We start from the raw sequence: 26,309 nt of genomic DNA on the forward strand, positions 1-26,309 counted from the left end.
CGCAATCGCGGCAATGTCGACACTATCTGCTTCTGCCATGCCCCGGGTTGCGGCGGAGACGCTGGTCGCTGGCTCCGACAGTCCGGTGATTCTCGCGCGCGGCGGTCATGGACACGGCCACGGTCACATGGGACGTGGCGGCCACGGTCATCACTATGGCTGGAGCAGGGGCCGTCATCGCGGCTGGCGCTAAACGCAAACCGACTCAACATCCGGGGCCGCCTTCGATCGGCGGCTCCGTAAAGTCGGCTCATTCGCCCAGCGGGCTCACCAATCCGGATCGCCGTAATAGGGATCGACCATATAGGGCGGGGGCATCCAGGGCCCTCGCGACGGCCTGGGCCGCCGAGGTGCGGCCGCTTGCGCGTGCGGTCGTGCAGGCGCAGCGGCATCGTTGTTGATCACGCTGCGCGGGGCGGGTTTCGTGGATGCAGGCGCGGATGCAGGTGCGGATGCGGGTGCGGATGCGGGTGAAGTCGTCAGCTCCTTTTGCAGTGCCTGGACCTGTGCGGCGAGGCGCGCATTGGCCGCCGCATCCTTCTCCTGCGCCGCCTTGAGCTGTTGAATGGTGTCGGCCTGCTCGCGCAGCGTCTGCTCGCTGCGGCTTTTCAGTTGCTCGAGCTTTCCGTTGATGTTCGCGAGCTCGCTGCTGATGGTCTTGAGCGATTGCGCGAGATCAGACGACGACGGGTCAGGCGTTGTGGCGCCGGATCTCGAGGCGTCGGGTCTTGAAGCGTCAAATCCTGCGTTGCTCTCCGTGTCCTTGGCGACCGGCGGCGCTGGCACCGTGCCGGGCTCATCCGCGGCAGCCAGTTGCACGGCCCGCGGTGGCGCCGGACTTTCGACAGCGGAGGCTTGCGGAGGCGCCTTCGCGACCGGCGGAGCCCATCGCGCCATGATCGACCTGCTGATCGACCTGGCCTCATCGCGATATTGCGAAGCGAAGGCGACACCGAGAATGCCGATTGCCAGCACGAGGCCGATCAGAGCGCGCAGCATGGGACGATCTCCCATCAGGCCTTGATTACGAACCCTGCTATCCGGCGCCGGCGCCTCGGCCTTGGGAAGCTCGTCCTTGGGAGGCTCCTCCTTGGGAATCTCGTCTTTGGGAGGCTGGACAGCCTCCGCGGCGGCGCTTGCTCGCGGGGCCCGTGGGCTTTCGCTGCTGTGTTCCATTCCGGAAACCAGCCGGTCCAGCCGCGCAAGGTCTTGCTCCGCGCTCTTGATCCGGTCGTAAGCCCGCGCCAGCCCGCCATCGGCGCGCCCCACGTCCGGCTTGGGGGCCTCAGGTTTGGGCGCGTCTGCCTTGTGGTCGTCAGGCTTGGGGTCGTTCGTCTCGGGCACCGATGCGCTCTCGATCCAGTCGGGCGTCAATGGGAGTGCGGCAGTTCAATCGGAACGATAGGTCTCGCCGCTGTCCCACACAACGCGCGTGCGAAGGAGAAATTATGGCGGGCTCGGAGGAGGGCGGGTCGCGGGGTAGCGGGCCCCTTGATCTGGATCAAGCAGGCAGCGCCCGACCGCCTCCAGCGTGCAGGCATTCATCGGAAGGAAAACATGGTTCAGACAAGAGTGATCGTCCTTGGTGCCTTCGCCGCCCTGCTGCTGGCCGTGCCGGCCAAGGCCCAGGTGCTGGTCGATGTTTCCAAGATCAGCTGCGACCAGTACATCACCCAGCGCATTACCCACATGCAGACCGTGAACGTCTGGCTCGCCGGGTTCTACGCCGGCCGGCGCAACAATCCCGTTGTGGACACGCAAGCGCTGAACAAGAACGGCAACAAGCTCTCGCGCTTCTGCGAGTCGCATCGCGAGATGCCGCTGCTGGATGCGGTCGAGGCCAATACGAAGTAGCGCCTCGCTGGTCCACCCGACGAGCTCTTACCGTAATGTTGGGCTTGGGAACCAAATGCAAAATCATTCGATTGATGAGCATCACCCCACGATCAACGGAGACACGGATGGAACTGTCCGGGAAAAAGATTGCGATTCTTGCGACCAACGGCTTCGAGCAATCGGAGCTCGAAGTGCCGCGTGATACCCTCAAGGCGGCCGGAGCGACCGTCGAGATCATTTCGCTGCAGCCCGGCGAGATCAAGGGCTGGGACGAGAAGGACTGGGGCCGCCCCGTCAAGGTCGACAAGACCCTCGATCAGGCCAAGGCCGGCGATTATGACGCGCTGGTGTTGCCCGGCGGCCAGATCAACCCTGATCTCCTGCGCGTCGAGCCCAAGGCGCTGGCCTTCATCAAGAGCATCTTCGATGCCAAGAAGGTCGTTGCCGCGGTCTGCCATGCGCCCTGGCTGCTGGTCGAAACCGGCATCGCGAAGGGCCGCAGGATGACCTCCTACAAATCGATCAAGACCGACATCGCCAATGCCGGGGCGAAGTGGGAGGATTCCGAGGTCGTCGTCGACCAGGGCATCATCACCTCGCGCAACCCGGGTGACCTCAAGGCCTTCAGCGCCAAGATCATCGAAGAGGTGAAGGAAGGCCGCCACACCCAGCGCAGCAACGCGGCGTAAGGGTGGTGGCGGTGCGCGAGGCGATGCCATCCAACCCCGGTTCACGTGGCGCTATCGAATGACATTGGCGTAGGGTGGGTTAGCCGAAGGCGTAACCCTCCACGACTTGCCGTAGAAAACAAAAGAGGTCGGTTACGCTTCGCTAACCACCTCACGCGCCAGAATTCTGGAGCCAGCAATCAATAGCGGCTGCCGGTGCCCTTTTGCTGCGTGATCCAGTCCGACAACGTTTTCGGTCTGGCTTTCTCGGTCCGGCCCGGTGGTGCCTTTGGATTGTCGCGGGTGCCTTTGGTCGAACGGGACCGCGGTGCATCCGTTGCGTGGACGCTCCTCAAGGCAGTCGTCGATGCCTCAGCGGCTTCCTTCTCCAGGCGCAACTGCTTCAATCGCGCCATCTTGAGGCGCTCTGCCTCGACTTCGGGTCGTTCGGCGAGCTGCGGCTTGTACTGAGCAAGCTCGGCCGGGACCAGGACACCGAGAATGGTCGTCTCGCCGAGCGCCTTGCAGGCTTCGAGCCGATGCAGTCCATCGACCAGAACGAGGCGGTCTCCGTCGCGCCGAACGGAAATGGGAGCCTGTTGTCCGATGTCCAGCATGCTTTCCGCGATCTCCCCGACGATTTCGGGCTTGATGGCTTTCTTCTGCTTCGTGGGAACGAAAATCGTCTCGATCGGGAAGCTTTCCGGTGTTGGCATAAGTCTACTCCGCTTCTACCGGGCGCGTCGGAACCCATGCCGGTGGTGTTGGGAGTTTAGGAGGGAAGGTGGCGGCCGCAAAGGCAATTCGGTGGAAGGGTATTGATGAGCATCGAGGCCGGAAACAACCTCGATACTATCGAGATAGTGCACTCAATTGATACGACGCACCAAACGCGAGCTGAAGCTGCAGATCGGGAGGATGGGCGAGTGAATTTGGTGCACTGTCACCGCAATTTCGCGGGATTACTGATTCGCTATGAGTTGGCGATCCATTAAGCGCTTGAGCAAGACAGCCCCGCCGCACCGTTCCGGAATGGCCGCGGGATCAAATGCCCCGTCGCTGACGAAATAGCCTGTCGTGTAATACGAGGCGCAATTCCAAAGAAACGGGCTGTTGACTTGGCGTCTCCGATACCCAAATCCATTCCACGCTTCCAGTCGAAACAGAATTCGAGCAATGCTCCAATCTGTGGCTCCAATGAGCCCACTTATTCGGAGCGCATCCGAAGCTCCATCTTCCCAAGTAGCAAACGGTCCTCTGCCTTTAGGCACATGCACCGTTACGGCGGTGAGAGGATCATTGTTCGATAGGTACTTCTGGAAATCCAGTCCGTTCTCTAGATAGTGCACTACACCGACAAAAAACCACGGTACGCCTGTTCTGCTTTCAATCTCTGAATATCGAACTTTGTTTGCAATAACCTTGTCGACGATGCCGTCTACCTTCTGATTCTCGACCGCCAGTATCAGTTCCTTGAACATCCGATTGTATTCGTCTGCTAGAGACTGAAATGATGAAACGGTTGACGGAGTGGGAATTCTTTCCTTGCGGTCTATGAGGCGATCGAGATCCTCCTTGGCAAATTTGATTGGCGAGACCCCGTCGATCAGCCGCCACGACCATGTTGTCAATTCCTTAGGGAGATCCTTTTCCGTCGAAGTCAGGATGTCTTTAGCGATCTTCACGTATTCGAGCGATATCTTGTCTTTGTCGACCGCTCGCTGCTGATCCTGCTGAATTCGCGCGGACTCTTGTTTGTCATGCTCAATTGTCGTCTGAATTATCCAGCCACCGACCCCAAGGATGATCGGAATTGCCGCGGTCGCAAAGATTTTCGCGATCTTATCAGCCTTGTCGAGAAGCGATGGGGGCGCCCTACTGGGCGGCTCACTTCGGTCCGTAGCTTCTGTCATGTCTCGCCCCGCATCGCGCATTTGCGCGAAGACCTATCCAGTGAGAACAATCCCTAGGTACAAAGCAAGATATGCATCAGGTGGAATCAGATTTCAATGCAACTTAAACATGTACAAGCAGCGTAATGCCGGAAAAGCAGTTGCGTTAATACTGGGGGCTGGGTGTGCCCCGGTGGGACGCGCGATCGGCTTCGCTGCCGGCCTCGACAGCCGAAGGGAAAATATTCCCAGCCTTAGTGCTTTCCTCCACCTGAGATGTCGGGCTGAGCATAGGCACGCCTCAGTGCGTAGGATGGGTAGAGCGATCGTGAAACCCAACAGCCGCCGCGACATGATGGGTTTTGCAACGGCTCAACCCATCCTCCGGGCTCCTAGTTTGCAATGCCAATATTTGAGAAAGCCAAACGGCTTGCGGAAATTTTAACGCCGATAAGCGCCACAAGATCATGTTCGTTCTCGGCAGGCCTCAAGAGCCGATCTGTTTCTACAGATAGCTTCGTGACAAGGGAATCGTCTTGGAGCAAGCAGTGAATAGGGTCGCTTGAAATTGCATTTTCGAAATGCTTTTGTTGCGCTCGAGGAGGCATCGACAATGCATCAAGAAGAGTTTTGATCCGATTATTAATATCCCCGCCTTCGCCGATCAATTGACCAGGCGCTTGCCTTCTCAAGAAGATGATGTCGAGTTCGCACATCAAATCCAAGCGCTTCGAAACTAGAGACGCGAAGAGGGTCGTGCCGCGCGTTTCCAGAATTCCGATTTGACTTGTTGGAACGTCATATTGCTCCTTTAGCATCTTTTCTGCTTCACTCCTCAGAGGCGAGTGTTGCCACAGCTCACGAATTTGAGGAGCGAAAGCAGTCCGCATCGCATGGATATCGACGAGGCTAGCCCGCTGCCTTGGTGCGATCGGACCTTCGTATAGAAGTCGAAACTTCATCGTGTGCTTGCCCGCGAGGGGCACCCTTGTAACGGAACCCTTCCTGGGCGCCCAATTGCAAAAGACCCGCTGAGTCGATCAGCGGGTCTTGTTAGGGCTGCGATTATGCCGATGTACTCACGAACACCCCGTCGTGCTTCCGCACGTATCGCATTTCATGCACGTGCCATTCCGCACCAGCGTGAAGTTGCCGCACTCGCTGCACATCTCGCCTTCGTAGCCTTTTGCCTTCGCTTCCGCGCGGCGTTCGGCCTTGGAGGGGACCATGGTCTGCGCGGTGCCGGACTTGCTCCACTGCAGGGCTTCCAGCTTCTCGGTGGGCGAGAGGTCGTGGGCCACTTCCTGCTTCAGCGCGACGGCGCCTTCCAGGACGTCGCCGGCACGGCCTGCACCGTGCGAGGCGAGCGAGGTGACCTTGCTGCCGCCTGATGGTGCGCTGTCGTTGCCCTGCGCGACCGCGGTCGAGCCGCCGCGCATCACCACGAGGTTGTCGGTGCGGGAGCGGGTGAGGCCGCGCGACACCAGCTTGGAGGCGCGCTGGCCGTGATCGTCCGGCTCCTTGCCTTCCTCGACGCCCTTGCCGAGCACGTCGAACCCGGTCTCGCTGGGATCGACATGGGCGAGGTCGAAGCGGCTGAGATAGCTCACCGCCAGTTCGCGGAAGACGTAGTCGAGGATCGAGGTCGCGTATTTGATGCTGTCGTTGCCCTGCACGGGGCCCGCCGGCTCGAAGCGGGTGAAGGTGAAGGCGTCGACATATTCGTCGAGCGGCACGCCGTACTGGAGGCCCAGCGACACCGCGATGGCGAAGTTGTTGATGAAGGAGCGCAGTGCCGCGCCTTCCTTGTGCATGTCGATGAAGATCTCGCCGATGCGGCCGTCGTCATATTCGCCGGTGCGCAAATAGACCTTATGTCCGCCGACGACCGCCTTCTGGGTGTAGCCCTTGCGGCGATCCGGCATCTTCTCGCGCTCGCGCATCACGATGATGCGCTCGACCAGCTTCTCGACGATCTTTTCCGAGACCTGGGCGGTACGTGCCGCCATCGGCTTGTCGTAGAGATGCTCGATCGCATCGTCCTCGTCCTCATCGTCGGCGATGAGCTGCGAGTTGAGCGGCTGGCTGAGCTTGGAGCCGTCGCGGTAGAGCGCGTTGGCCTTCAGTGCCAGCTTCCACGACAGCATGTAGGCGGACTTGCAGTCCTCCACGGTGGCGTCGTTCGGCATGTTGATGGTCTTGGAGATCGCACCCGAGATGAAGGGCTGCGCCGCCGACATCATGCGGATGTGGCTCTCGACCGAGAGATAGCGCTTGCCGACCTTGCCGCAGGGGTTGGCGCAGTCGAACACCGGATAGTGCTCGGCCTTGAGGTGCGGGGCTCCTTCCACCGTCATCGCGCCGCAGATGTGGACGTTGGCCGCCTCGATCTCGCGCTTGGTGAAGCCCACGGCCTGGAGCAGGTCGAAGCCGGGGGCCGCGATCGCCTCGGCGCCGATGCCGAGCTGGTCGCGGATGAAGTCTTCGCCGAAGGTCCACTTGTTGAAGGCGAACTTGATGTCGAACGCGGTCGGCAGCGCCTTCTCGACCTTGGCGATGGCTTCATCGGTGAAGCCCTTGGCCTTCAGCGTCGAGGCGTTGATGCCGGGCGCGTTGGAGAGCGAGCCGTGGCCGACGGCGTAGGCCTCGATCTCCGCGATCTCGCTCTCGCGATAGCCGAGCGCGCGAAGTGCTGCTGGGACCGCGCGGTTGATGATCTTGAAGTAGCCGCCGCCGGCGAGCTTCTTGAATTTCACCAGCGCGAAATCAGGCTCGATGCCGGTGGTGTCGCAATCCATGACCAGGCCGATCGTGCCGGTCGGCGCGATCACCGTGGTCTGGGCATTGCGATAGCCGTGCTTCTCGCCGAGCTCGAGCGCCGCATCCCAGGCCGCTTGCGCGTGCGTGACCAGGTCGGTCTGCGGGCAGGACACCAGGTCCATCGGCACGGGGTTGACGCTCAGCCCTTCGTAGCCGTTGGACTGGCCATGGGCGGCGCGGCGGTGGTTGCGGATCACGCGCAGCATGTGCGCGGCGTTCTTCTTGTAGCCGGGGAAGGTGCCGAGCTCGGACGCCATCTCGGCCGAAGTCTTGTAGGTGATGCCGGTCATGATCGCGGTCAGCGCGCCGGCGATGGCGCGGCCTTCCTTCGAGTCATAAGACAGACCCATGGTCATCAGCAGGCCGCCGATATTGGCGTAGCCGAGGCCGAGCGTGCGGAACTCGTAGGAGAGCTCGGCGATCGACTTCGACGGGAACTGCGCCATCATCACCGAGATTTCGAGCACGACGGTCCAGAGCCGGCAGAGGTGCTCGTAGCCTTCGACGTCGAAGCGCTTGGAGGGGATGTCGTAGAACGTCAGCAGGTTCGCCGAGGCGAGGTTGCACGCCGTGTCGTCCAGGAACATGTATTCCGAGCACGGATTGGAGGCGCGGATGTCGCCGGACGCCTTGCAGGTGTGCCAGTCGTTCATGGTGGTGTTGAAGTGCAGGCCCGGGTCGGCCGACGCCCAGGCGGCGTAACCAATTTTTTCCCAGAGGTCGCGCGCCTTCAGCGTCTTGGTGATCTTCTTGGTGGTGCGTCCGACGAGATTCCAGTCGCCGTCGGTCTCGACCGCGCGCAGGAAGTCGTCCTTGAGCGAGACCGAGTTGTTGGAGTTCTGCCCCGAAACCGTGAGGTAGGCTTCCGAATCCCAGTCGGTGTCGTAGACGTCGAACTGGATGTCCTTGTAGCCTTGTTTTGCAAACTGGATGACGCGCTTGATGTAGTTGTCGGGGACGAGGCTGCGGCGCGCGAGCTTGATCTCGCGGCGCAGCGCCGGGTTCTTCTCGGGATCGAAGCAATCGTCGCCCGAGCCCTCGCAATTGACGCAGGCCTTGAGCACGGCCTTGAGGTGCTTCTGGTTGATCTTGGATCCGGTGACGAGAGCCGCGACCTTCTGCTCCTCCTTCACCTTCCAGTCGATATAGGTCTCGATGTCGGGGTGATCGACGTCGACGACGACCATCTTGGCCGCGCGGCGCGTGGTGCCGCCCGACTTGATCGCGCCCGCGGCGCGGTCGCCGATCTTGAGGAAGCTCATCAGGCCGGACGAGCGGCCGCCGCCGGAGAGGCGTTCGCCTTCGCCGCGCAGGCGCGAGAAGTTGGAGCCGGTGCCGGAGCCGTATTTGAACAGGCGGGCTTCGCGGACCCAGAGGTCCATGATGCCGCCCTCGTTGACGAGGTCGTCACCGACGCCCTGGATGAAGCAGGCGTGCGGCTGCGGATGCTCGTAGGAGGATTTCGACCGGGTCAGCTTGCCGGTGAAGGGGTCGACGTAATAATGGCCCTGGCCGGGGCCGTCGATGCCATAGGCCCAATGAAGCCCGGTGTTGAACCATTGCGGCGAGTTCGGCGCGACCATCTGCATGGTCAGCATGTAGCGGAGCTCGTCGTAGAAGGTCTGGGCGTCTTCGTCGGAGGAGAAGTAATTGCCCTTCCAGCCCCAATAGGTCCAGCAGCCGGCGAGACGGTCGAACACCTGCTTGGCCGAGAGCTCGCTGACATAGCGCTCTTTCTCGGGCAGGAGGGCGAGCGCCTCGGTGTCGGGCACGGAGCGCCACAGGAAGGAGGGAACGGACTCTTCCTCGACCTTCTTCAGGCGCGCGGCAACGCCGGCCTTGCGGAAGTACTTCTGGGCCAGGACGTCGGAGGCGACCTGCGACCACGCGGTCGGCACCTCGACGTTCTCGAGCTTGAACACGACAGAGCCGTCGGGATTCCTGATCTCCGACGTGGTCAGCCGGAAATCGATGCCGGCGTAAGGTGACTGTCCCGAAGTGGTGTGGCGCCGCTCAATCCGCATGGTCTTGCCCCGTCCTATCTTTGACCGGACCGCCTCCGTTCAGGCGTGCCGGGTCATCATTTCATTTCGCGGTGCTTGAGGGCGGTCGGGCCCCTTGGCAACGCAGCTCAGCCGGTAGACCCGGCCCATTTTCTCCCGACGCGATTCCTCGATGCGCGCACCGATCATCCGCCGGCACGTCCAGACCCATCCGCCCCAAAGGGATGAGCCCGACATGCGTTCAACGCCCCACACATCAAGTCTTCAACCACTGCACGTCTTCAACCATTGCCATCCGGGCCTGTTTCCAGCCCGTTCAGGCGCCCGAAAGGTCCGCTCTCGCCGGGCAGACAAGCCCGTATCCCGCTGCCTTTGTCTGGCTTGGCGGAGTGCTGTTTTGCAGACCCTTTGGGGGAGTGCCGGCGGGACGCAAACACACTCGCGCCGAACGGATCGAAAACTAGGACTCTCCGTTACGCCCGTCAAGAACTAGTGCGAGTTCCTGAATCAAATACTAAATATGGTGGATTGTGGGGGATAACAGGGGGCAGGCCCGCGCCTGTTGTTGAGCCAAGTATCAGTGAGTCCTCAGGGATTCCCAACCGAAAAAATTTGCATCTTGTGGTGCCACGGAGGCTTCACCCCGCTGTTCACAGGGCAGGTATATTTTTGAATGGCGGGCTTGCCTCCGGGGGACTCACGTAGGGCTACGGAAGGTGAGGGCAGGCATGCCCGCAGGGGTGGTGGTGGGAGGCGCGAATCCGCGCCAAGCTCGGTCCGATTTTGCCGGATTGCCCACATGCTTGATTCGACTCGGCCGGTGCTGCGACCGCGCATCGCCCCGGCCGGCCTGATGTTCCTCGCCATCACCTCGGTGGGCTGGGGCTTCAACTGGCCGGTGACGAAATTCCTGCTCTCCGAGCTGCCGCCGCTGACCTTGCGCGGGGTCACCGGCGTGCTCGGCGCGGTGCTGCTGGCGGCGCTGGCGCTGATCCGCGCTGATAGCCTCACCGTCCCGCGAGAGATCTGGCCGCGCCTCGTGACCGCCGCGCTCCTCAATGTCACCGGCTGGATGGTGCTGATGGGTCTGGCGCTGCTGTGGCTGCCGGCGAGCGAAGCGGCGCTGATCGCCTACACCATGCCGGTCTGGGCCTCGCTGATCGCCTGGCCGGTGCTCGGCGAGCGGCCGACCTTGTTGCGCACCATCGCACTGGTGATGGCCTTTGCCGGCCTCGCCTCGATCATGGGCGGCAACGGCTTTGCCGCCACCGCGGACAAGCTGCCGGGCATCATCATGGCGCTGTGTGGCGCGATCGGCTTCGCCGCCGGCACGGTGTTTTCGAAGAAGTATCCGATCCGCCTGCCGCCGATCACGGCCGCGGCCTGGCAGATCGGGATCGGCTGCCTGCCGATCACGATCATCGGCCTCGCCGTCGAGACCACGCATCTGGAGCTGGTGACGCCGGTCGGATGGTGGCTGCTGGTCTATTCGACCGTGGTCCAGTTCTGCATCGCCTATGTCAGCTGGTTCGCTGCCCTTGCGCGCCTGCCGGCCTCCGTCGCCGCGATCGGCACCATGGCGGTGCCTGTCATCGGCGTCGTGGCGTCCGCGATCGCGCTCGGCGAACCGTTGGGGGCAGGGCAGATCGCCGCGCTGGTGTTCACGCTGGCGGCGGTGGTGCTGGCGACGCGGTAGAGCGAGTCCTCATGAAGAGGCTGGCCGCCTGATGTCCGCTTGACCGCCATCATCGGCCGGAGAGCGGAAGGCTTCCGAGGTCGCGGATGGACCGATCGGCGGCATGCTGAGCACACAAAAAAGCCCCGGAGGATGCCGGGGCTTTCGCAGTGCTCTTAAGGATCAGTACCTGGCGACGACCGGACCGCCGAAGTTGAACTTGTAGTTTACGCCGACCGTCGCGGTAGATACCTCCAGCCGAGTCGAGATGACTTCGGAGGGAAGTCCCGCCACGAAGCCACTGCCGGTAACGGCCGAGATGTGCTGAACGTCTCGACGGCCGAAGTCCATATAATTGTACTCGGCAAAAGCCGACCAGCCCGGAGCGAACATCCACTCGAGACCGCCACCCACTGTCCAACCAGAACGGTTCACACCCAGAGCCGTTTCGGAAAGAGCTCCGCTGGGCTGCACGACGGTATTGTCCTGCCGGGTCCAAGCGCCACCGCCCTTGATATAGCCAAGCAGCTGCGGAACGAATAAATAGCCGACGCGGCCCGTGACAGTCCAAACGTCTTTGGTCTCGTTAACGGAGGTAAAGGTCGGGAACGCTGGCAAAGCGTGCGAACTGCCGATGCGAGCATAATCGTACATGCCTTGGATACCGACCACCCAATTTCCAGCAAATTGGTAATCGCATCCGATCTGACCGCCGCCAATGACCTGGCTGTTATCGCTAGAACCATAGTCCGCCGGAAACAGTACACCGAGTCGCGACACTCGGGTTTGATCAGTCCGGGCCCAACCACCGCCGACGTTGCCGCCAACATAGCAACCCGTCCAATTATAGACCGTGACAGGTGCGGGGGGGTGGAGCCTTCGCATAACGAGGAGCCATATCTGCGGCGATAGCTGATCCGGTGAATGCTGCTATAGCGGCGATAGAGATCACGATCTTTTTCATGTCCACTCTCCCATGGCGCATCCGAAATCGTGGCCCGAAAGTAGCGCTATTCTGGCAAATTACTGTCCCCGGAAAGCCACACTCGCCTGTTGTCGCGACGATTGGTAGGCATCGAAACACTGCGAAATGTGCGAAGAGCGACAAGTCGGCTATGGGGCCGATTGCAGGAGTCTATGTTGTTGACGGGCTACCGCCGGGGCAGGAAGGAACGACAACCTTGGTGTACGCACAAAAGCCGAGGTGTCAGATGTCATTGCGTGGAGTGATCCGCAAAATCGAACCGGACTGCACTGGGCAGCGTGGCTGACGTTCAGCTGCAGCTCAGTCGGGTTTTTCCTGGGGTTCGGTTTGTCTACCTGGCCGAGGAACCGCCAGGTGCGATCGAGACGCCAAAACACGTGCCTCTTACGCTGCGGCTATGGCTTATGTTGTTCGGAGTAAACGCACGCTACCCCTGTTGCAACGGCTCCTGAGAGCGGGCCTGTCCTATTTCGACGTCATAGACCTGATCGCGGGCGTCGCCTCGAAGGCCAGAATTGTCGGTCTCGATCTAGTCGAATTGGTGCCGGAACGTGATGTGCAGACTATTGGGGCGATCTGCGCAGCGCGGATCATCTGCAACGCCATTGGATGTGCCGCCAAGCAGAAACGCTAGCCCGCCACCGCGCCTCCCAGCGCCTTCCTGATCATCTCGGCGAGCTGGTTGCGGCGGTAGGGTTTTGTCAGCAGCATGACGCCGTCGTCGAGCTTGCCGTGGTGGACGATGGCGTTGTCGGTGTAGCCGGAGGTGTAGAGCACCTTCACCCCGGGGCGGATCGTCGCCACCTTGTCGGCGAGCTCGCGTCCGCTCATGCCGCCGGGGATGACGACGTCGGTGAACAGCAGATCGAACGGCTGGCCGGCCTGGATCAATTCGAGCGCGGCCTTGCCGTCGGGCGCGGCGACGGTCTGGTAGCCGAGGCTCTGGAGCTGCACGGTGACGAAGTTGCGCACCAGCGGGTCATCCTCGACCACGAAAATGGTCTCTGCGCCGCCTTCCGCCTGCGGCGTGGTGGTGGGAGCCACCTCGGCCATGCCTTCGCCCGGCGGCAGATAGAGCTTGATCGTGGTGCCGTGGCCTTCCTCGCTGTAGATCTTGATGTGGCCGCCGGACTGCTTGACGAAGCCGTAGACCATGGAAAGGCCGAGGCCGCTTCCCTTGCCGACCTCCTTGGTGGTGAAGAACGGCTCGAACGCCTGCTGCTGCACCTCCGCCGGCATGCCGGTGCCGGTGTCGCTGACGGCGAGCATCACGTAAGGACCGGGCCGTACGTCGGGATTGTTTTGCGCATAGGCCTGGTCGAGCACGACGCGGTGGGCCTCGAGCAGCAGCTTGCCGCCGTTCGGCATGGCGTCACGCGCGTTGATCGCCATGTTGAGCAGGGCATTGGTGAGGCGGGACGGATCGATGTGCGCGGTCATCTGCCCCTGTTCGAGCACGGTCTCGATCTCGATCTGCTCGCCGAGGGTGGGGCGCAGGAGTTTCGCGATGTCCGCGACCGCGGCGTTGATCTCGACGTTGCGCGGCTGCAGCGGCTGCCTGCGCGCGAAGGCGAGCAGATGCTGGATCAGCTCGGCGCAGCGTTCGGCGGCCTCGTCGATCAGGCGCGCCACGCGCTGGAGCTCGGGCTGCTGCTTCAGGCTTGCCACCAGCGTCTCGGTATTGCCGGAGATCACGGTCAGCATGTTGTTGAAGTCGTGCGCGACGCCGCCGGTGAGCTTGCCGATCGCATCCAGCTTCTGCGACTGGTACAATTGCCGCTCGGTCTCGCGCGACATGGTCGCGTCGTGATAGACCAGCACCGCGCCGGAGACGTTGCCTTGCCCGTCCAGCATCGGCCGGCCGCTGATCATGAGATGACGGGGAGCATTGCCGCTGTGCGGGCGGACGATCATCTCCATATTCTCGAACGGCTCGCCGCGCAGCACGCGTGCCGACGGCAGTTCGTCCGGCTTGAGCGGGGTGACGCCGTCGCCGTGAAGCACGCTGGACAGCGCCCGCAGATTGCGCAGGTTCATGCCGGTCCGGTGCAGCAGCATGCGCTCCGCGGCCGGATTGGACAGAAGGACGTTGCCCTCGGCGTCGATGACCAGCACCGCTTCCGCCATGCTGTGGAAGGTGCTCTGGAGCACGTTGACCGACAGGCGGAGCTCGTCATGCGCGGTGACCAGATGCTCGGTGCGCTCGGCCACTGCGGTCTCGAGCTGCTGGTTGGCGGCCGTGGTCTCCAATAGCGTGCTCTTGAGTGCGCCCTCGGTGCGCCGGCTCTCGCGCATCATCATCACGACCAGCAGCAGGATCACCAGCGCGCCGGCGACGTCGATGCCGAGCAGCACGATGCCGGTGCGGCGCGAATCCTGGGAGCGCGCCGCGAGCAATCGTTCTTCTTCTGCGCTCAGATGATCGAAATTGCCCATCACCGTGTCCATGTGGCCACGGCCCTCGCCCTTGCCCTGGAGCGCGGCAATGCCGGCCTGGTCGTTTCCGGCGCGCAGGCGCATCACTTCGGCGGCGATCTCGATCCGGCGCAGCGCCAGCGGCTCGGTGCCCTCGAGCAGCGCGACATGTTCCGGAGTGTCGCGCACGCTGCGCTTGAGGTCGGCGAGTGCCGGTGCGATCCGGGCGTGCACCGCCTGGAATTCCTCGCTGAAGCTCGGGTTGCGATAGATCTCGTAGCCGCGTGCGGCGCTCTCGGCACTGCGCATCAGCACGCGCAGGTCGGAGATCTTCTTCAGCACCTGGACGGTGTGATTGACCCAGGCCGCGTCGGACCGCGACTTGACGTCGAGGCCGATCGAGGCTGCGGTGATGATCAGGAGGATGGCAAGTCCAGCACCGAGAATGACGCGCTGCGTTGGGATCAAGGGGCTTCTTTCTTGTCCTTCGGCTGCGAGCCATCGCCCGGCGCGGCGATGCATTCCCGGATCGTGGTCAGCAGCGCGTCCGGCGTGAACGGCTTGCGCAGGCAGCGGGTCGCGCCAAGCTCCAGCGCCATCCGGAGGAAGTCGGGAGAGGGCGAGGCGGATGAGGCGAAGGCGTAGCCGGACATCGCGATCAGCGGAACCGCCGGCGCGCGCTCGTGAAAGATGCGAATGGACTCGAAGCCGCGCATATGCGGCATGAAGATGTCGACCAGCATCACGTCGAAACTCTGGGTTTCGAGCGCAGCCAAACCCGTTTCTCCGCCGTCAGTCAACGTGACGTCGAAGCCCTGACGTTGGAGGAGGACCTCGATGGTCGCACCGACCATCGGATCGTCATCGACCACGAGAATACGCGGCATGACACTTCCCAGTCATCGAAGTCCCCATAGCCAAGTTGATACAGGTGAATCGCGCGTCGGGTCAATTTGGGATTGGATAAGGGTAGGTATGCACGGTGCGGTGAATAAAGATCCGCGCATCGGTTGTATGCGACAGTCGCCGATGGCGAACATGAGGCGAGCGAAACAGGTGAGGCGCCCGAATGCCAAAAAGGCGCCGCATCGCTGCGACGCCTTCTTCTTCACGTGTTGCAGGTCGTGTTACGGGCAGGGATGACGCTGGCCGTCATAGCCGAGATAAGTGCCGGACGCCGGATCGTAGGACTTGTAGCGCTGCGCGCAGTAGCCCGCGGAGTCGCCGCCGCTATCTGGGACCACGGCTACTGACGGCTCATCATAATAGCTGTCGTCGCCATAGTAGTAGGGGTCGTTGTAATAGCCGCCGCCGTAATAGGCGTACGAGCCGAGGCCGCCGATCGCAGCGCCTGCCGCGACACCGGGCCAGAAGCCGCCGCCGCGATGGCGCCAGCCGCCGCCGTGCCAATGACCGCCGCCGCCATTCCAGTGCTGACCCCCGGCTGCTGCGAAGCTGCGCCCGCCGCCGCCGTTGAAAGCAGCTCCGCCGCTGGGACGCATGGCTGTACCTGCTGCGAAATTGCCACCGCCGCCACCGATCCTCGCGCCGCCGAAGTTGCCGCCGCCCATGCGGGCGCCGCCACCGCCAAAGTGAGCGCCACCGCCGCCGCCGCCGCCGAAGTGGGCACCGCCACCTCCGCCGAAATGGCCACCGCCGCCACCGCCATGTCCGCCGCGACCTTGCGCGAAGCTTGGCGTCGCCAACGGGAGAACCAGCGCCACGGCCGCAGCCGCGCTCAAGACTTTCAGACTTCTCATGATCAAAACTCCTTTTCCCGGAAGCAAACCCGATGAAAGGGCTGTAGTTCCTGGGATCACGGCGGTTTGCGTGCGAGGACAAGTTTTCATGGCGACGCTGTATCCGGCATGAACGGATCGCGTCCGATTTGCGGCAGAGTCGGTGTGCCCGGCGACCGCATCTGCAGCAGGGCACCGCCGCCCCCGCCGAACTGGACATTTCGCCGTCCGGATGGCATCAGGACCCGACGAAGCAGGGCCCTTGCCGCATGAAACAATTCTTCCTCAAGTTCTTCACCTGGTGGAATGGCCAGACGTTTGGCACCCAACTCTGGACCAGGCGCTATGGCGAGCTGGTCGGCCAGGACGAGCAGGGCAACCTCTATTATCGCACCCGCGGCGGGGCGATCGATCCGGCCCTCGGCTTCGAGCGGCGCTGGGTGGTCTATAACGGCTACGCCGAGGCCAGCCGTATCCCGCCGTCCTGGCACGGCTGGATGCATCACACCGTCGACGTGCCGCCGACGCAGGACAGCTACCAGCCGCGCGAGTGGGAAAAGCCGCACCAGCCCAATCTCACCGGCACGGCCAACGCCTACCGTCCCTCGGGCTCGACGCTCGCCAGCGGCAAGCGGCCCAAGGCGACCGGCGACTATCAGCCTTGGACGCCCAGCTAGGCTTCCGATTCCCGTCTCAACCCTTGTCGTTGGAGTGGATGCACCCGCATCCGCCTCGCTCTGCTGTGGACAGCGGGAACAGCGGGGATGAGTCCTGCGCGGGCATTGCAGCCACGCGGGCGATGCGGCTCAATGGTCGCATCTTACGGAGATGGGAGACCATCGCGTTCGGTTCGGGCAACAGTTCGCGACTGTCCCGAAATGCAGCGGCCGCCGACCAGGACTCGATCGGGAAATAGGCCCCCGGTCTGGAAGCTCCGAAATCGCCCGATGAAATGTGCAGCCGCCGTAAGACAGGAAAGGCCGCTCGGGAAACCGGGCGGCCTTTTTCTTTCATGGAGGCACAACTGGATGTCGCGTCCGTGCGCAGCACCGCTACGCGCTGCAGCGCGCCCGGGACACGAGAGCGGAGACTAGGTCATCCGCTCAGCCGCGCGCTTCACCGCCTCTAGCCGCCGCGCCTGACCCTGCGCGCCACGCTCTTTCAGCAATGTCAGCACCTCGGCGGGTGCGGTGTCGGGCGAGCCTGCATTGAACGGCGGGGCCGGATTATATTCGAGTTGGAGCTGGATCGCCTCCGCGGTGGTGCGATCGACCATGATCGACACCAGGGTCAGCGCGAAATCGATTCCCGCGGTGACGCCGCCGCCGGTGATGCGGTTGCGGTCGACGCAGACGCGCGTCTTGGTCGGCGTCGCGCCGAACTGAGCGAGCATCTCCATCGCGCTCCAGTGCGTGGCGGCGCGGTAGCCCTTCAGGAGGCCGGCGGCGCCGAGCGCCAGCGATCCCGTGCAGACCGAGGTGACGTATTTGGCGCCCTCGCCCTGCCGGCGCAGGAAACCGAGCACCTCCTCGTCATTGAGCAGGTCGTTGGTGCCGCCGCCGCCGGGCACGCAGATCACGTCGAGCTGCGGGCAGTCGGCGAACGTTGTGGTCGGCGTCAGTGTCAGCACGGAATCGCTCGGCACCGGCTCGATCCGTTTCCAGATCAAATGCAGTTTTGCGCCCGGCACAGAGGAGAACACCTGCAAGGGGCCCGTAAAATCGAGCTGGGTGACGCGCGGAAACACCAAGAGACCGATCTGGAGCGGGGACGACATGAGAGCCTCCAATTTTGAGCTTGACGGACGCAGCCTCTCATGATGCCCTTCTGTCCAAAATGGCGTATTTCCCTCGCTTTCGGACATGACCATGATCGGCATCCTGATCTTCCCGGACTTCCAGTTGCTCGATGCGGCCGGCCCGATCTCGGTGTTCGAGATCGCGGCGCGCTGCACGGGCAAGACGACACCCGGGATCCGCGTGCTGGCGGTGAACGCGGGGCCCGTGCGCAGCTCGTCCGGCGTGGAGATGATGGCGCGCGACTTCAAGTCGGCGAATGCGATCACGACGCTGGTCGTGGCGGGAGGCGCGGGCGTGACGGATGCCGCGCGCTGCGAGGTCACGCGCGCCTTCGTGCAGCGGCTGGCGCGGCGCGGCGTGCGGGTCGCCAGCGTCTGCTCGGGCGCCTATGTGCTGGCGGAGGCGGGATTGCTCGACGGCCGTCGCGCCACCACCCATTGGGGACGCACGCGGGATTTCGTCGCGCGCTATCCCAAGGTGAAGTTCGAGCCGGACCAGATTTTCACGCGCGACGACAATGTGTGGACGTCGGCAGGCATCACGGCGGGCATAGACCTCGCGCTCGCGATGGTGACCGAGGACCACGGTGAGCAGATCGCGCAGGACACCGCGCGGCAGCTCGTGTTGTATCATCGCCGCAGCGGCGGCCAGTCGCAGTTCTCGTCACTTCTGGAATTGAAGACGCCGAACGGGCGCTTCGGCGCGCTGCTGTCCTGGGCGCGCGAGAACCTCGACGCTCGCTTGACGGTCGAAGATCTCGCCGACCGCGCTGGCATGAGTGCGCGGCATTTTGCCCGCGCCTTTGCCGCCGAGACCGGCACGACGCCCTCGAAGGCCATCGAGCGCTTGCGCATCGAGGTCGCGCGCGAGCGCGTGCAGTCCTCGCGCGAGGCGATCGAGCTCGTCGCGGAGACAACCGGCTTCGGCGACCCCGAGCGCATGCGGCGCGCTTTCATCCGCGCCTTCGGCCAGCCGCCGCAGGCGCTGCGGCGCGCGGCAAGGGCCGGGTAGGGAGAATTCACCGATTTGGAGAGGCCGCTTGAGCGGGTGAGTAGACTTGGATATTTGAGCAGACTTGCATATTGCGCGGCATTTCGCCTTTTGGACCCGGAACCGACCTCCCTCAAGCGAATGCAGCCGTTGCGGACGATCTGTACAACACGTACCGTCGCCGAAACCGATGCAAGGAACCCCAATGACCGATCGAGAAAAGATTCTGATTGCCCTTCGCGAAAAACCTCTGAAGACTTTCGACATCATGAAGCGCGTGAACATCAAGAACCAGGACGACTGCCAATCGCTCCTGTTGAAGATGCGTGACGACGGTGCCGTGAAGTTCGACATTCACAAGGGACATTGGCGCGCTGCGTGACCACGTTCGCTTGGTCACCAGCGGTTGACTTGCGGATTGGTTCAGCCCGATGCGGCCTTGCCGCCGGTCGCCGCGGCGCCCGAGGCCTGTGCGCGCGCCGTCAAGCGCCGCGCGATCGGCATCAGCATGTAGGGCGCCAGGTGAATGGGAAACTGCGTCATCGCGAAATAGAGCCAGGTGGTGGGCGGCAGCGCGCCGGCGGTCGCGGCGAGCATCAGGCCCAGATTGCGCTGTGACACCATCAGCCCGAGCGCCAGCGCGCGCTCATAGCCGATGCGGCGGAACAGCAGCGTGGTCACGGCGAGCAGCGTGAAATAGATCGCGAAGGCGAGAGCTGCGAAGCCCAGAGTGGAGACCGGCCGGGCGACGAGATCGCTTGCGACATCGCCCATGATCGCGGTCGCGAAGACCAGCAGGATGACGATGTTGAAGCCGTCGATCGGCTGCCTGTGGCGCTGGATCGCGGCCGCGCCGAAGACCTGCCGGATCACGGTCGCTGCCAGCAGCGATGCTGCGAGGATGCCAAGCAGCTTCAGCCCCAGCGCAGGCGGCGAGATGCTGAGCATGTCGCCGAGGAACAGGCTCGCGAACAGCGATGCCGTGAACGGCACCAGCGCGGTCGCGCTCACCAGCGTGACCAGCACCAGCGTGGCATCGAGGCCCATCAGCGCGGCCAACGCCGGCGCGGCCATCATTGGCGAGGCCATGCTCTGCAGCATCAAGGCCAGCGCAAGGTCGGGCGCGCGCGCCGTGAGCCCGGTGACATGGACCATCAGCCCGACGATCACGGGCACGCCGATCATGGTCCAGACGGTGGCGGTCCCGACCAGCGCCGGCCGGCGCAGATGGCCGGTGAGCGCGGCGAGATCGACCCGCATGAAGGAGATGCAGAGCAGAACGAAGATCGCCTCGGTGACGTAGGGGCGCAGCAACGCCCCGAGCGGCGGCACCGCGAGCGCGATGAACACGACGGCGGCCACCGCGCGGGTGCCTTGGCCGCCGAGCCATGTCAGCCCGCGCAGGGGGAGGGCGAATATGCTTTGAAGAACGGGCGGCATGGGAAATGGCGTTTCAGCCCAATCCTTTCAGCCACGCGCCGATCTCGCTCACGGCGACATTGGCCTCACGCAGCAATTTTCCCATCGTGATGAAGCCGTGGAACTGGCCGGGATAGTGCTTGGTAGCCACGGGCACGCCGGCCTGCTTCAGGCGGTGGGCATATTCGTCGCCTTCGTCGCGCAGGGGATCGGCACCGGCGGTGAGCACATAGGCCGGCGGCAGTCCGGCCAGGTTTGTCGCCCGTGCCGGCGAGGCGCGCCAGTCGTGGATATCGGCGGCGCCGTTGAGATAGTGGTCGCGAAACCAGCGGATCACCGAATGCGTCCGCAGCACGCTGGTCTCGGGCTCGCGGTGAGAGCCATGCGTCATGGCGAAATCGGTCGCCGGGTAGATCAGCAACTGGGCCGCGATCGCGGGACCGTTGCCGTCGCGCGCGGCGAGCGCGACGACGGCGGCGAGATTGCCGCCAGCGCTGTCGCCGCCGATCGACAGCCGGGAGGCGTCGATGCCGAGCTCGCGCGCGTTGGCGGCGACCCATTTGGTCGCGGCGATCGCGTCATCAATGGCGGCGGGAAATTTGTGCTCGGGCGCGAGGCGGTAATCCACCGAGATCACGATCAGCGCGCCGGCGTCGGCGAGCTGGCGGCAGACGACGTCATGGGAATCGAGATCGCCGATCACCCAGCCGCCGCCGTGGAAGAACACCAGCGCTGGCGACAAACCATCATGCCGGCGCGGCTCCTTCGGAACATAGAGACGCGCGGGAATGGCGCCGTGCGGTGCCGGGATCGATAGCGGCGTGACGCGCGCGAGGTCCGGTGGCTCGGGATTGGTCGCAAAGCGTGCCTGCGCGTAATAGGCCCGCGCTTCCGGGGCGGTCAGCGTCTCGTAGGCGGGCCGACCGGCCTCCTGGAAGGCCTTGTAGACGGCGGCGGCATCGGGATCGAGCACGACGGGCATGGGGGAGCGACCTTGCGGGTTTCGGGTTGTTCGTTGGACGTCGTTTTCGGGGGCGATGCCCGTCTGACCCCTGAGAGGAGTGCTCGACTATCCCATCCGGGGGCCGATCTGGCCAGACCGGGCCGGGAAGGGCAGGGATGCCGCCCTTCCCCCGCCGTATTCGCCGTGTTAACCGGATGGCCTGCGAGCGGCGGTATCCCCTGTAGAATGTCCAGCAAGCCCGATTCGCTGTTGAAGCCGCGCGAGATGTTTCGAACATTTACTCTGACAGGTCTTGCGGCGCTTCTGGCCGCCACCGCACTGACGGCTGCGACGCCGGCGCAGGCGCAGATCGGTACGATCTTCTCCGATCCGCCGCCGCTGCGGCCGCCCGGCAACATTCCGCGTGGCCAGCCCCAGCCGCAGCAGCAGATGCCCGACGACGACGAAGAGGTGCCGGAGCTGCCGCCGCAGGGCCGTGTGCTGCCGTCGCGTCCGATGGCGCCACCGCCGGGTCGGCAGGGCAATGTGATGCCGGGGCCGGTCGAGACCCAGCCTCTGGCGCCGCCGCCAGGGTCTAGCGCAGCTCCGCCAAACCAGCCGCCGTCCGTCGCGGTCGCTCCACCCAATCCGCAAGGCGCGCCGGGTCAGCGCCAGCCGCAGCAGAAGGGCGCGCCCGGAGGCGCAGTCCCGCAGACGCCGGCGAGCCTTCAGCCGGGCGACGAGGTCGTCACCGAGCCGCCGGCCCAGAAGATCGTGAACAAGAAGGCGACCTTCTCCGGTCTCGACAAGATCACCGGGCGCATCATCAATTTCGACGAGGAGATCGGCGAGACCGTGCAGTTCGGTGCGCTGCGCGTCAAAACCGACGCCTGCTACACGCGGCCGGCGACCGAGGCCGCCAACACCGACGCCTTCGTCGAGGTCGACGAGATCACCTTGCAGGGTGAGGTGAAGCGCATCTTCTCGGGCTGGATGTACGCGGCAAGTCCAGGCCTGCACGGCGTCGAGCACCCGATCTACGATATCTGGCTCACCGACTGCAAAGAGCCGCAGCAGACGATTGCGACCGCGGCACCGGATCCCGGCACCAAGCCGCCACCGCCGCCGCCCGCGCAGAAGAAAGCCGCGCCCAAGCAGGTGCAGCAGCGTCCGCCGCAGCCGCTGCCGCCGATCCAGCAGCAGCAGCCGGCACCGCCGCCACCACCTCCGCCGCCCGAGCAGCGCCCGGGTCTGTTCGGTATCCCCGGGTTCGGCCGCTAGGCCAAATCCCCGGGGGTTGGCTAATATCCCTGATTATTGCCGCGCGGCGATGATCTCGAGCGCGCGTGCGCCCGGGATCGCTTCACCGGCGGAGAGCCTCAGGAAATCCCCGGGCTCGCCCGCGAGCGCCTTGTCGAGCAGCGCGGTGTAGCGCCGCCGCGAAATCTCGGCCGCGCCAAAACTCTTCAGGTGCTCGGTGACGTACTGGGTGTCGAGCAGCTCGAAGCCGCCATGGATGAGCCGCGCGACCAGATGCACCAGCGCGACCTTGGAGGCATCGCGCGCGGTGTGGAACATGCTCTCGCCGAAAAAGGCCCGGCCCAGGCTGACGCCATAAAGCCCGCCGACGAGGTCCTCGCCCTGCCAGGCCTCGACGCTGTGGCAATGGCCGAGCTCGTACAGCCCGCCATAGAGGTCGCGGATGCGCTTGTTGATCCAGGTGTCCTCGCGCCCGGCCTGCGGCGCGGCGCAGCCGGCGATCGTTGCCTTGAAGGCGGTGTTGACGGTGACGCGGAATGAATCCGAACGCACGGTGCGCGCGAGCCGCGAAGCCACGCGAAATCCGTCGAGCGGGATGACCCCGCGCAACTCCGGCTCGACCCAGAACAGGGTCGGATCATCGGCGCTTTCGGCCATCGGAAAGATGCCGCAGGCATAGGCCCGCAGCAGCACGGCTGGCGTGATTTCAGACGGGGCAGAGTCGCGCGAAGTCATGGCTCGCCATAATAGCAGGATCGCAATGCGGTTGCGATGGGCGGTGCAGATCAGTTCGCTGCGGCAGCAGCCGGCTTGCCGGCGGCAACCGGGACACGGCGGAACATCAACATGACGCGGGTTCCGGAATGGGTGGGGTCGCGCTCGACCGAAGCATCGAGCTTCGTGGCCATGGCTGCGACGATGCGCTGGCCCATGCCGGTGGAGCGCGGATCGGCCTTGACGTTGTCGCCGACACCATCGTCGCTGATCGACAGCAGGAGATCGTCGCCCTGCGAGGTCAGCTCGACATGGATCGGGCCGGCGCCGTCAGGGTAGGCGTATTTCACCGCGTTCATCACCAGCTCGTTGACGATGATGCCGACGGCGACCGCACGGTCCGGATCGATCTCGATCGGTTCGGCCTTCAGCGTCAGGCGCGACATCCGGTTGCCCTCGGCCGAGCGGCGCAAATCCTCGAGCAGCGAGTCCAGATACTGGTTCAGGACCACGCTCTTCAGGTCCTGCGAGGTGTAGAGGCGGCGGTGCACCTGCGCGACCGCGGCGACGCGGCCCATCGCATTCGTCAACGCAGCCTTGACCTCGTCCTGCGCAGCGGAGCTTGCCTGCAGATGCAGCAGGGAGGCGATGATCTGGAGCGAGTTGCCGACGCGGTGGTTGACCTCGCGCAGCAGCATTTCGCGTTCGGCGGCAAGGGCCGCGTAGCGGTCGCGCGAGGCATGGATCTCGGCTTCGGCTTCCTCGCGCGCCTTCTGCATTTCGGCCTGGCGCAGCGCGCCCTCTGCCGCGACGTGAAGCAGGGGGATGAAGTCGCCCTTGACGTCCTTGACGAGATAATCGGCCGCGCCCGCTTTCAGCGCCGTCACCGCAATGCTGGAATCCTGCGAAGCGGTGACGAAGACCACCGGCGGCGCGCCCGGGATCGCCATGATCTGCTCCAGCGTCTCCAGTCCGTCGAGGCCGGGCATGTACTGGTCGAGCGCCACGACGTCGATGCCGCGGTCAATGCTGTCCTGCGCGCCCGCGCGGCGGATGAGCTCGAGGCCTTCCTCGCCGCTTGCGGCGTGAACGACCTTGTAGCCGCGCCGTGTCAGACCGCGATCGACCAGACGCGCAAGCGCCCCGTCGTCGTCGATGTAGAGCAGTGTGGGCATGCGCTGGTTCATGGGGCGGCGGGCGGGACCTGGATGACCGAGAAGAACAAGCCGAGCTGCCGGATGGCATTGGCGAAATTCTCGTAGTTCACGGGCTTGGTAATGTAGACATTGCAGCCGAGCTCGTAGCAGCGCTTGATTTCCTGGGAATCGTCGGTGGTGGTCAGCACCACGACGGGCGAGGCCTTCAGATATTTGTTCTCCTTGATCTGCTTGAGAATGTCGATCCCGGTCATGTCGGGAAGGTTGAGATCGAGCAGGATCAGGAGCGCATTACCTTTCTGCACGAGCCCGCTGCCGTCGGGCCCGAACAGGTATTTCATCGCGTCCGTGCCGTTGGCAAAGGAGATGATCTCGTTGTTGACGCCGGATCTTCGGATGTTCCGCTCGATCAGCCGCGCGTGCCCTTCGTCGTCCTCGATCATGATGATGCTGACGGGTTGAGTCATTGATCCGCGTTCCGGTTGCTGGTGTTCCAGGTAATGGGCAGCGTGATGATGAAGGTACTGCCCGTATTCAGTTCCGATGATACCGACATGGTGCCGCCGAGGCGACGCACAAGTGCACGCACATGCGCAAGACCGATGCCCTGACCGGGCTTGTCCTGGGTTCCGGCACGGCGAAACAGGTCGAAGATCCGCTGGTGGTCCTTGGGGTCGATGCCGCGGCCGTTATCGCTGATCTCGAAGATTGCGTAGCCGAGCTTGGTGCGCCCGCGGATTCTGATCTCGCCGGGGACGCCGGGCTTGAGATATTTGATGGCGTTGTCGATCAGATTGGAGAAGATCTGCTCCAGCGCCAGGCGGTCGCTGACGAGATTGGGCAGGGGGGCGACTTGGATCTCCGCCTGCGCCTCGGCGGCCTGATGCGCCAGCGTCGATACGATCGCTTCGATCAGCTCGGCGGTGTCGATCTTTTCCGGCTGGAACTCGCGCCGGCCCTCGCGGGTGAGATTGAGGATCGCCGAGATCAGGCGATCCATTTTGGCGATCGACGACTTGATGAAGCCCAGCGCTTCGGAAAAATCCGCTGAGAGCTGCTTGTCGGGACCTTCGAGCGCGATCGCGCCGTCCGGCAGCGGCGGCCCGTCGGCCGGGACGTGGGTAAGGCCGCCGATACGGCGGAAAATGTCGCCGCCGAGCTCTTCGAGTTCGCTGGTGAAGCCCATGATGTTGACGAGTGGCGAGCGCAGATCGTGGCTGACGATATAGGCAAAGCGCTGGATCTCGTTATTGGCTTCGCGCAGATCGGCCGTGCGTTCGTCGACCACGGCCTCCAGGTTGACGTTGGCGTCGCGCAGGCGCGCCTCGGCATCGTCACGGGCACCAGCCGAGCGCCGCACCAGCCAGATCGATATCAGCGCCAGCAGCACGACGAGGCCGGAGCCGATGCCGGTCATCGACGCGGCGAGGGTCTGGCTGCGATCCGAATTGACCGTTCGGAGCCGGAACAGCCGCTCCTCCTCCTGAATCATCCCCGTCGCGACATTGGCGATCACGGCTGTTGCGTCCGTGGAGGCGATCTCGCGGACCAGCGCTGCGGCCTTCTCCGGCTCACCCCGCCGGATGAAATCCATCTCCTGCGCGAACTGCCCGAGCCTGGTCTCGATCGCCGCGCTCAGCTTCTCGATGCTTTGGCGTTGCGCCGGGTTGTCGCCGATCAGGCGCGTGAGCTTGTCGAGAGCGGGGATGACGGCCGCCACGGCCTTGTCATGCTCGACCTTGAAATCCGCCCCTTGTGTCAGAAGGTAGCCGCGGGCGGCGCTCTCGGCCCGCCGGATTTCCAGCAGGAGGGCGTTGATCTGGTTCTCCGCCTCGATGGTGTGAACCACCCATTTGCTGTCGTCTCTCGCCTTGTTGACGAGGTAGACGGAGCCGGCGCTGATCACGGTCAGCACCAGGAGTCCCGCTGCGAACAGCAGGATCTGCCAAAATGTACGCCGTCGCTGCGCGTCAGCGGTCACGACGGTCTCGCTC

General features: G+C 63.9%; 24 protein-coding genes. 8 read left to right on the plus strand and 16 right to left on the minus strand.

What is annotated here, in order from left to right; genetic code table 11:
- Positions 1 to 267 precede the first annotated feature (267 nt).
- Complete coding sequence (locus IVB41_RS20645; RefSeq protein ID WP_247434348.1) at positions 268 to 1,344, minus strand: hypothetical protein; 1,077 nt, start codon at positions 1,342 to 1,344, stop codon at positions 268 to 270.
- A 213-nt stretch (positions 1,345 to 1,557) separates the two neighbouring features.
- On the opposite strand from IVB41_RS20645, the gene IVB41_RS20650 reads away from it, so the two are divergent.
- Both IVB41_RS20650 and IVB41_RS20655 read left to right on the plus strand, forming a co-directional pair.
- Positions 1,558 to 1,854, plus strand: a complete 297-nt coding sequence (locus IVB41_RS20650) for an HdeA/HdeB family chaperone (protein ID WP_245287862.1) — start codon at positions 1,558 to 1,560, stop codon at positions 1,852 to 1,854.
- 107 nt (positions 1,855 to 1,961) lie between these two features.
- Positions 1,962 to 2,525, plus strand: a complete 564-nt coding sequence (locus tag IVB41_RS20655) for a type 1 glutamine amidotransferase domain-containing protein (protein WP_247434351.1) — start codon at positions 1,962 to 1,964, stop codon at positions 2,523 to 2,525.
- A 179-nt stretch (positions 2,526 to 2,704) separates the two neighbouring features.
- On the opposite strand, the gene IVB41_RS20660 is transcribed toward IVB41_RS20655, so the two are convergent.
- The 4 genes from IVB41_RS20660 to IVB41_RS20675 form a co-directional block, all read right to left on the minus strand.
- Positions 2,705 to 3,220, minus strand: a complete 516-nt coding sequence (locus IVB41_RS20660) for a ParB N-terminal domain-containing protein (RefSeq protein ID WP_247434354.1) — start codon at positions 3,218 to 3,220, stop codon at positions 2,705 to 2,707.
- Positions 3,221 to 3,466: 246 nt separating this feature from the next.
- Entirely contained in the window at positions 3,467 to 4,417 is a 951-nt protein-coding gene (locus IVB41_RS20665; RefSeq protein WP_247434357.1) for a hypothetical protein, read from the minus strand.
- Between the two features lie 371 nt (positions 4,418 to 4,788).
- Complete coding sequence (locus tag IVB41_RS20670) at positions 4,789 to 5,358, minus strand: hypothetical protein (protein WP_247434360.1); 570 nt, start codon at positions 5,356 to 5,358, stop codon at positions 4,789 to 4,791.
- A gap of 117 nt (positions 5,359 to 5,475) precedes the next feature.
- A complete protein-coding gene (locus IVB41_RS20675) occupies positions 5,476 to 9,240 on the minus strand; it encodes a vitamin B12-dependent ribonucleotide reductase (RefSeq protein ID WP_247434364.1) in 3,765 nt (1,254 codons plus the stop codon).
- 778 nt (positions 9,241 to 10,018) lie between these two features.
- Between IVB41_RS20675 and IVB41_RS20680 the strand changes: the two genes are divergently transcribed.
- Positions 10,019 to 10,915, plus strand: a complete 897-nt coding sequence (locus tag IVB41_RS20680) for a DMT family transporter (protein WP_247434367.1) — start codon at positions 10,019 to 10,021, stop codon at positions 10,913 to 10,915.
- A 162-nt stretch (positions 10,916 to 11,077) separates the two neighbouring features.
- Here the strand turns inward: IVB41_RS20680 and IVB41_RS20685 are convergent, their stop codons facing one another.
- Positions 11,078 to 11,779, minus strand: a complete 702-nt coding sequence (locus IVB41_RS20685) for an outer membrane protein (protein ID WP_247434369.1) — start codon at positions 11,777 to 11,779, stop codon at positions 11,078 to 11,080.
- 497 nt (positions 11,780 to 12,276) lie between these two features.
- On the opposite strand from IVB41_RS20685, the gene IVB41_RS20690 reads away from it, so the two are divergent.
- Positions 12,277 to 12,513, plus strand: a complete 237-nt coding sequence (locus IVB41_RS20690) for an arginase family protein (RefSeq protein WP_027569813.1) — start codon at positions 12,277 to 12,279, stop codon at positions 12,511 to 12,513.
- Here the strand turns inward: IVB41_RS20690 and IVB41_RS20695 are convergent.
- From IVB41_RS20695 to IVB41_RS20705, 3 genes are all read right to left on the minus strand, one after another.
- The gene (locus IVB41_RS20695) at positions 12,510 to 14,762 is read right to left on the minus strand and encodes a CHASE3 domain-containing protein (protein ID WP_247434372.1); all 2,253 of its coding nucleotides are present in this window, start codon (positions 14,760 to 14,762) and stop codon (positions 12,510 to 12,512) included. The two genes, IVB41_RS20690 and IVB41_RS20695, sit on opposite strands and share 4 nt — an antisense overlap.
- Positions 14,759 to 15,181, minus strand: coding sequence for a response regulator (locus IVB41_RS20700; protein WP_027569815.1), 423 nt, complete (start codon positions 15,179 to 15,181; stop codon positions 14,759 to 14,761). Before IVB41_RS20700 ends, IVB41_RS20695 begins: the two co-directional genes overlap by 4 nt.
- A gap of 240 nt (positions 15,182 to 15,421) precedes the next feature.
- Complete coding sequence (locus tag IVB41_RS20705; RefSeq protein WP_027569816.1) at positions 15,422 to 16,054, minus strand: BA14K family protein; 633 nt, start codon at positions 16,052 to 16,054, stop codon at positions 15,422 to 15,424.
- A gap of 248 nt (positions 16,055 to 16,302) precedes the next feature.
- Here IVB41_RS20705 and IVB41_RS20710 point away from each other — a divergent pair, with 248 nt between their 5' ends.
- Positions 16,303 to 16,710 carry an NADH:ubiquinone oxidoreductase subunit NDUFA12 gene (locus IVB41_RS20710; RefSeq protein WP_247434375.1) on the plus strand — a complete coding sequence of 136 codons (408 nt, stop codon included), beginning with the start codon at positions 16,303 to 16,305 and terminating at the stop codon, positions 16,708 to 16,710.
- Positions 16,711 to 17,123: 413 nt separating this feature from the next.
- On the opposite strand, the gene IVB41_RS20715 is transcribed toward IVB41_RS20710, so the two are convergent.
- Positions 17,124 to 17,810 (minus strand): DJ-1/PfpI family protein, encoded by a 687-nt coding sequence (locus IVB41_RS20715; protein ID WP_247434378.1) that lies wholly within the window; start codon positions 17,808 to 17,810, stop codon positions 17,124 to 17,126.
- Between the two features lie 91 nt (positions 17,811 to 17,901).
- On the opposite strand from IVB41_RS20715, the gene IVB41_RS20720 reads away from it, so the two are divergent.
- Entirely contained in the window at positions 17,902 to 18,843 is a 942-nt protein-coding gene (locus IVB41_RS20720; protein WP_247361275.1) for a GlxA family transcriptional regulator, read from the plus strand.
- Positions 18,844 to 19,027: 184 nt separating this feature from the next.
- Complete coding sequence (locus IVB41_RS20725) at positions 19,028 to 19,204, plus strand: hypothetical protein (RefSeq protein ID WP_008137831.1); 177 nt, start codon at positions 19,028 to 19,030, stop codon at positions 19,202 to 19,204.
- A 41-nt stretch (positions 19,205 to 19,245) separates the two neighbouring features.
- On the opposite strand, the gene IVB41_RS20730 is transcribed toward IVB41_RS20725, so the two are convergent.
- Both IVB41_RS20730 and IVB41_RS20735 read right to left on the minus strand, forming a co-directional pair.
- Positions 19,246 to 20,262: a Na+-dependent transporter gene (locus IVB41_RS20730; protein ID WP_247434381.1), complete on the minus strand. Its 1,017-nt coding sequence runs from the start codon at positions 20,260 to 20,262 to the stop codon at positions 19,246 to 19,248.
- Positions 20,263 to 20,275: 13 nt separating this feature from the next.
- Positions 20,276 to 21,223 carry an alpha/beta hydrolase gene (locus tag IVB41_RS20735; RefSeq protein ID WP_247434384.1) on the minus strand — a complete coding sequence of 316 codons (948 nt, stop codon included), beginning with the start codon at positions 21,221 to 21,223 and terminating at the stop codon, positions 20,276 to 20,278.
- 207 nt (positions 21,224 to 21,430) lie between these two features.
- On the opposite strand from IVB41_RS20735, the gene IVB41_RS20740 reads away from it, so the two are divergent.
- Positions 21,431 to 22,465 (plus strand): DUF2155 domain-containing protein, encoded by a 1,035-nt coding sequence (locus IVB41_RS20740; protein ID WP_247286243.1) that lies wholly within the window; start codon positions 21,431 to 21,433, stop codon positions 22,463 to 22,465.
- A gap of 33 nt (positions 22,466 to 22,498) precedes the next feature.
- Here IVB41_RS20740 and aat read toward each other — a convergent pair whose 3' ends face one another.
- The 4 genes from aat to IVB41_RS20760 are packed head-to-tail and all read right to left on the minus strand — an operon-like array spanning position 22,499 to position 26,296.
- Positions 22,499 to 23,179 (minus strand): leucyl/phenylalanyl-tRNA--protein transferase, encoded by a 681-nt coding sequence (gene aat / locus IVB41_RS20745; protein WP_026232743.1) that lies wholly within the window; start codon positions 23,177 to 23,179, stop codon positions 22,499 to 22,501.
- 50 nt (positions 23,180 to 23,229) lie between these two features.
- Positions 23,230 to 24,345 (minus strand): sensor histidine kinase, encoded by a 1,116-nt coding sequence (locus tag IVB41_RS20750; RefSeq protein ID WP_027569824.1) that lies wholly within the window; start codon positions 24,343 to 24,345, stop codon positions 23,230 to 23,232.
- Positions 24,342 to 24,782, minus strand: coding sequence for a response regulator (locus IVB41_RS20755; protein WP_027569825.1), 441 nt, complete (start codon positions 24,780 to 24,782; stop codon positions 24,342 to 24,344). The genes IVB41_RS20750 and IVB41_RS20755 overlap by 4 nt, the downstream gene beginning before the upstream one ends.
- Positions 24,779 to 26,296: a CHASE3 domain-containing protein gene (locus IVB41_RS20760; protein WP_247434387.1), complete on the minus strand. Its 1,518-nt coding sequence runs from the start codon at positions 26,294 to 26,296 to the stop codon at positions 24,779 to 24,781. Before IVB41_RS20760 ends, IVB41_RS20755 begins: the two co-directional genes overlap by 4 nt.
- Between the last annotated feature and the right edge of the window lie 13 nt (positions 26,297 to 26,309).

The sequence above is a fragment of the Bradyrhizobium sp. 44 genome (assembly GCF_023073095.1).
GTDB lineage: Bacteria > Pseudomonadota > Alphaproteobacteria > Rhizobiales > Xanthobacteraceae > Bradyrhizobium.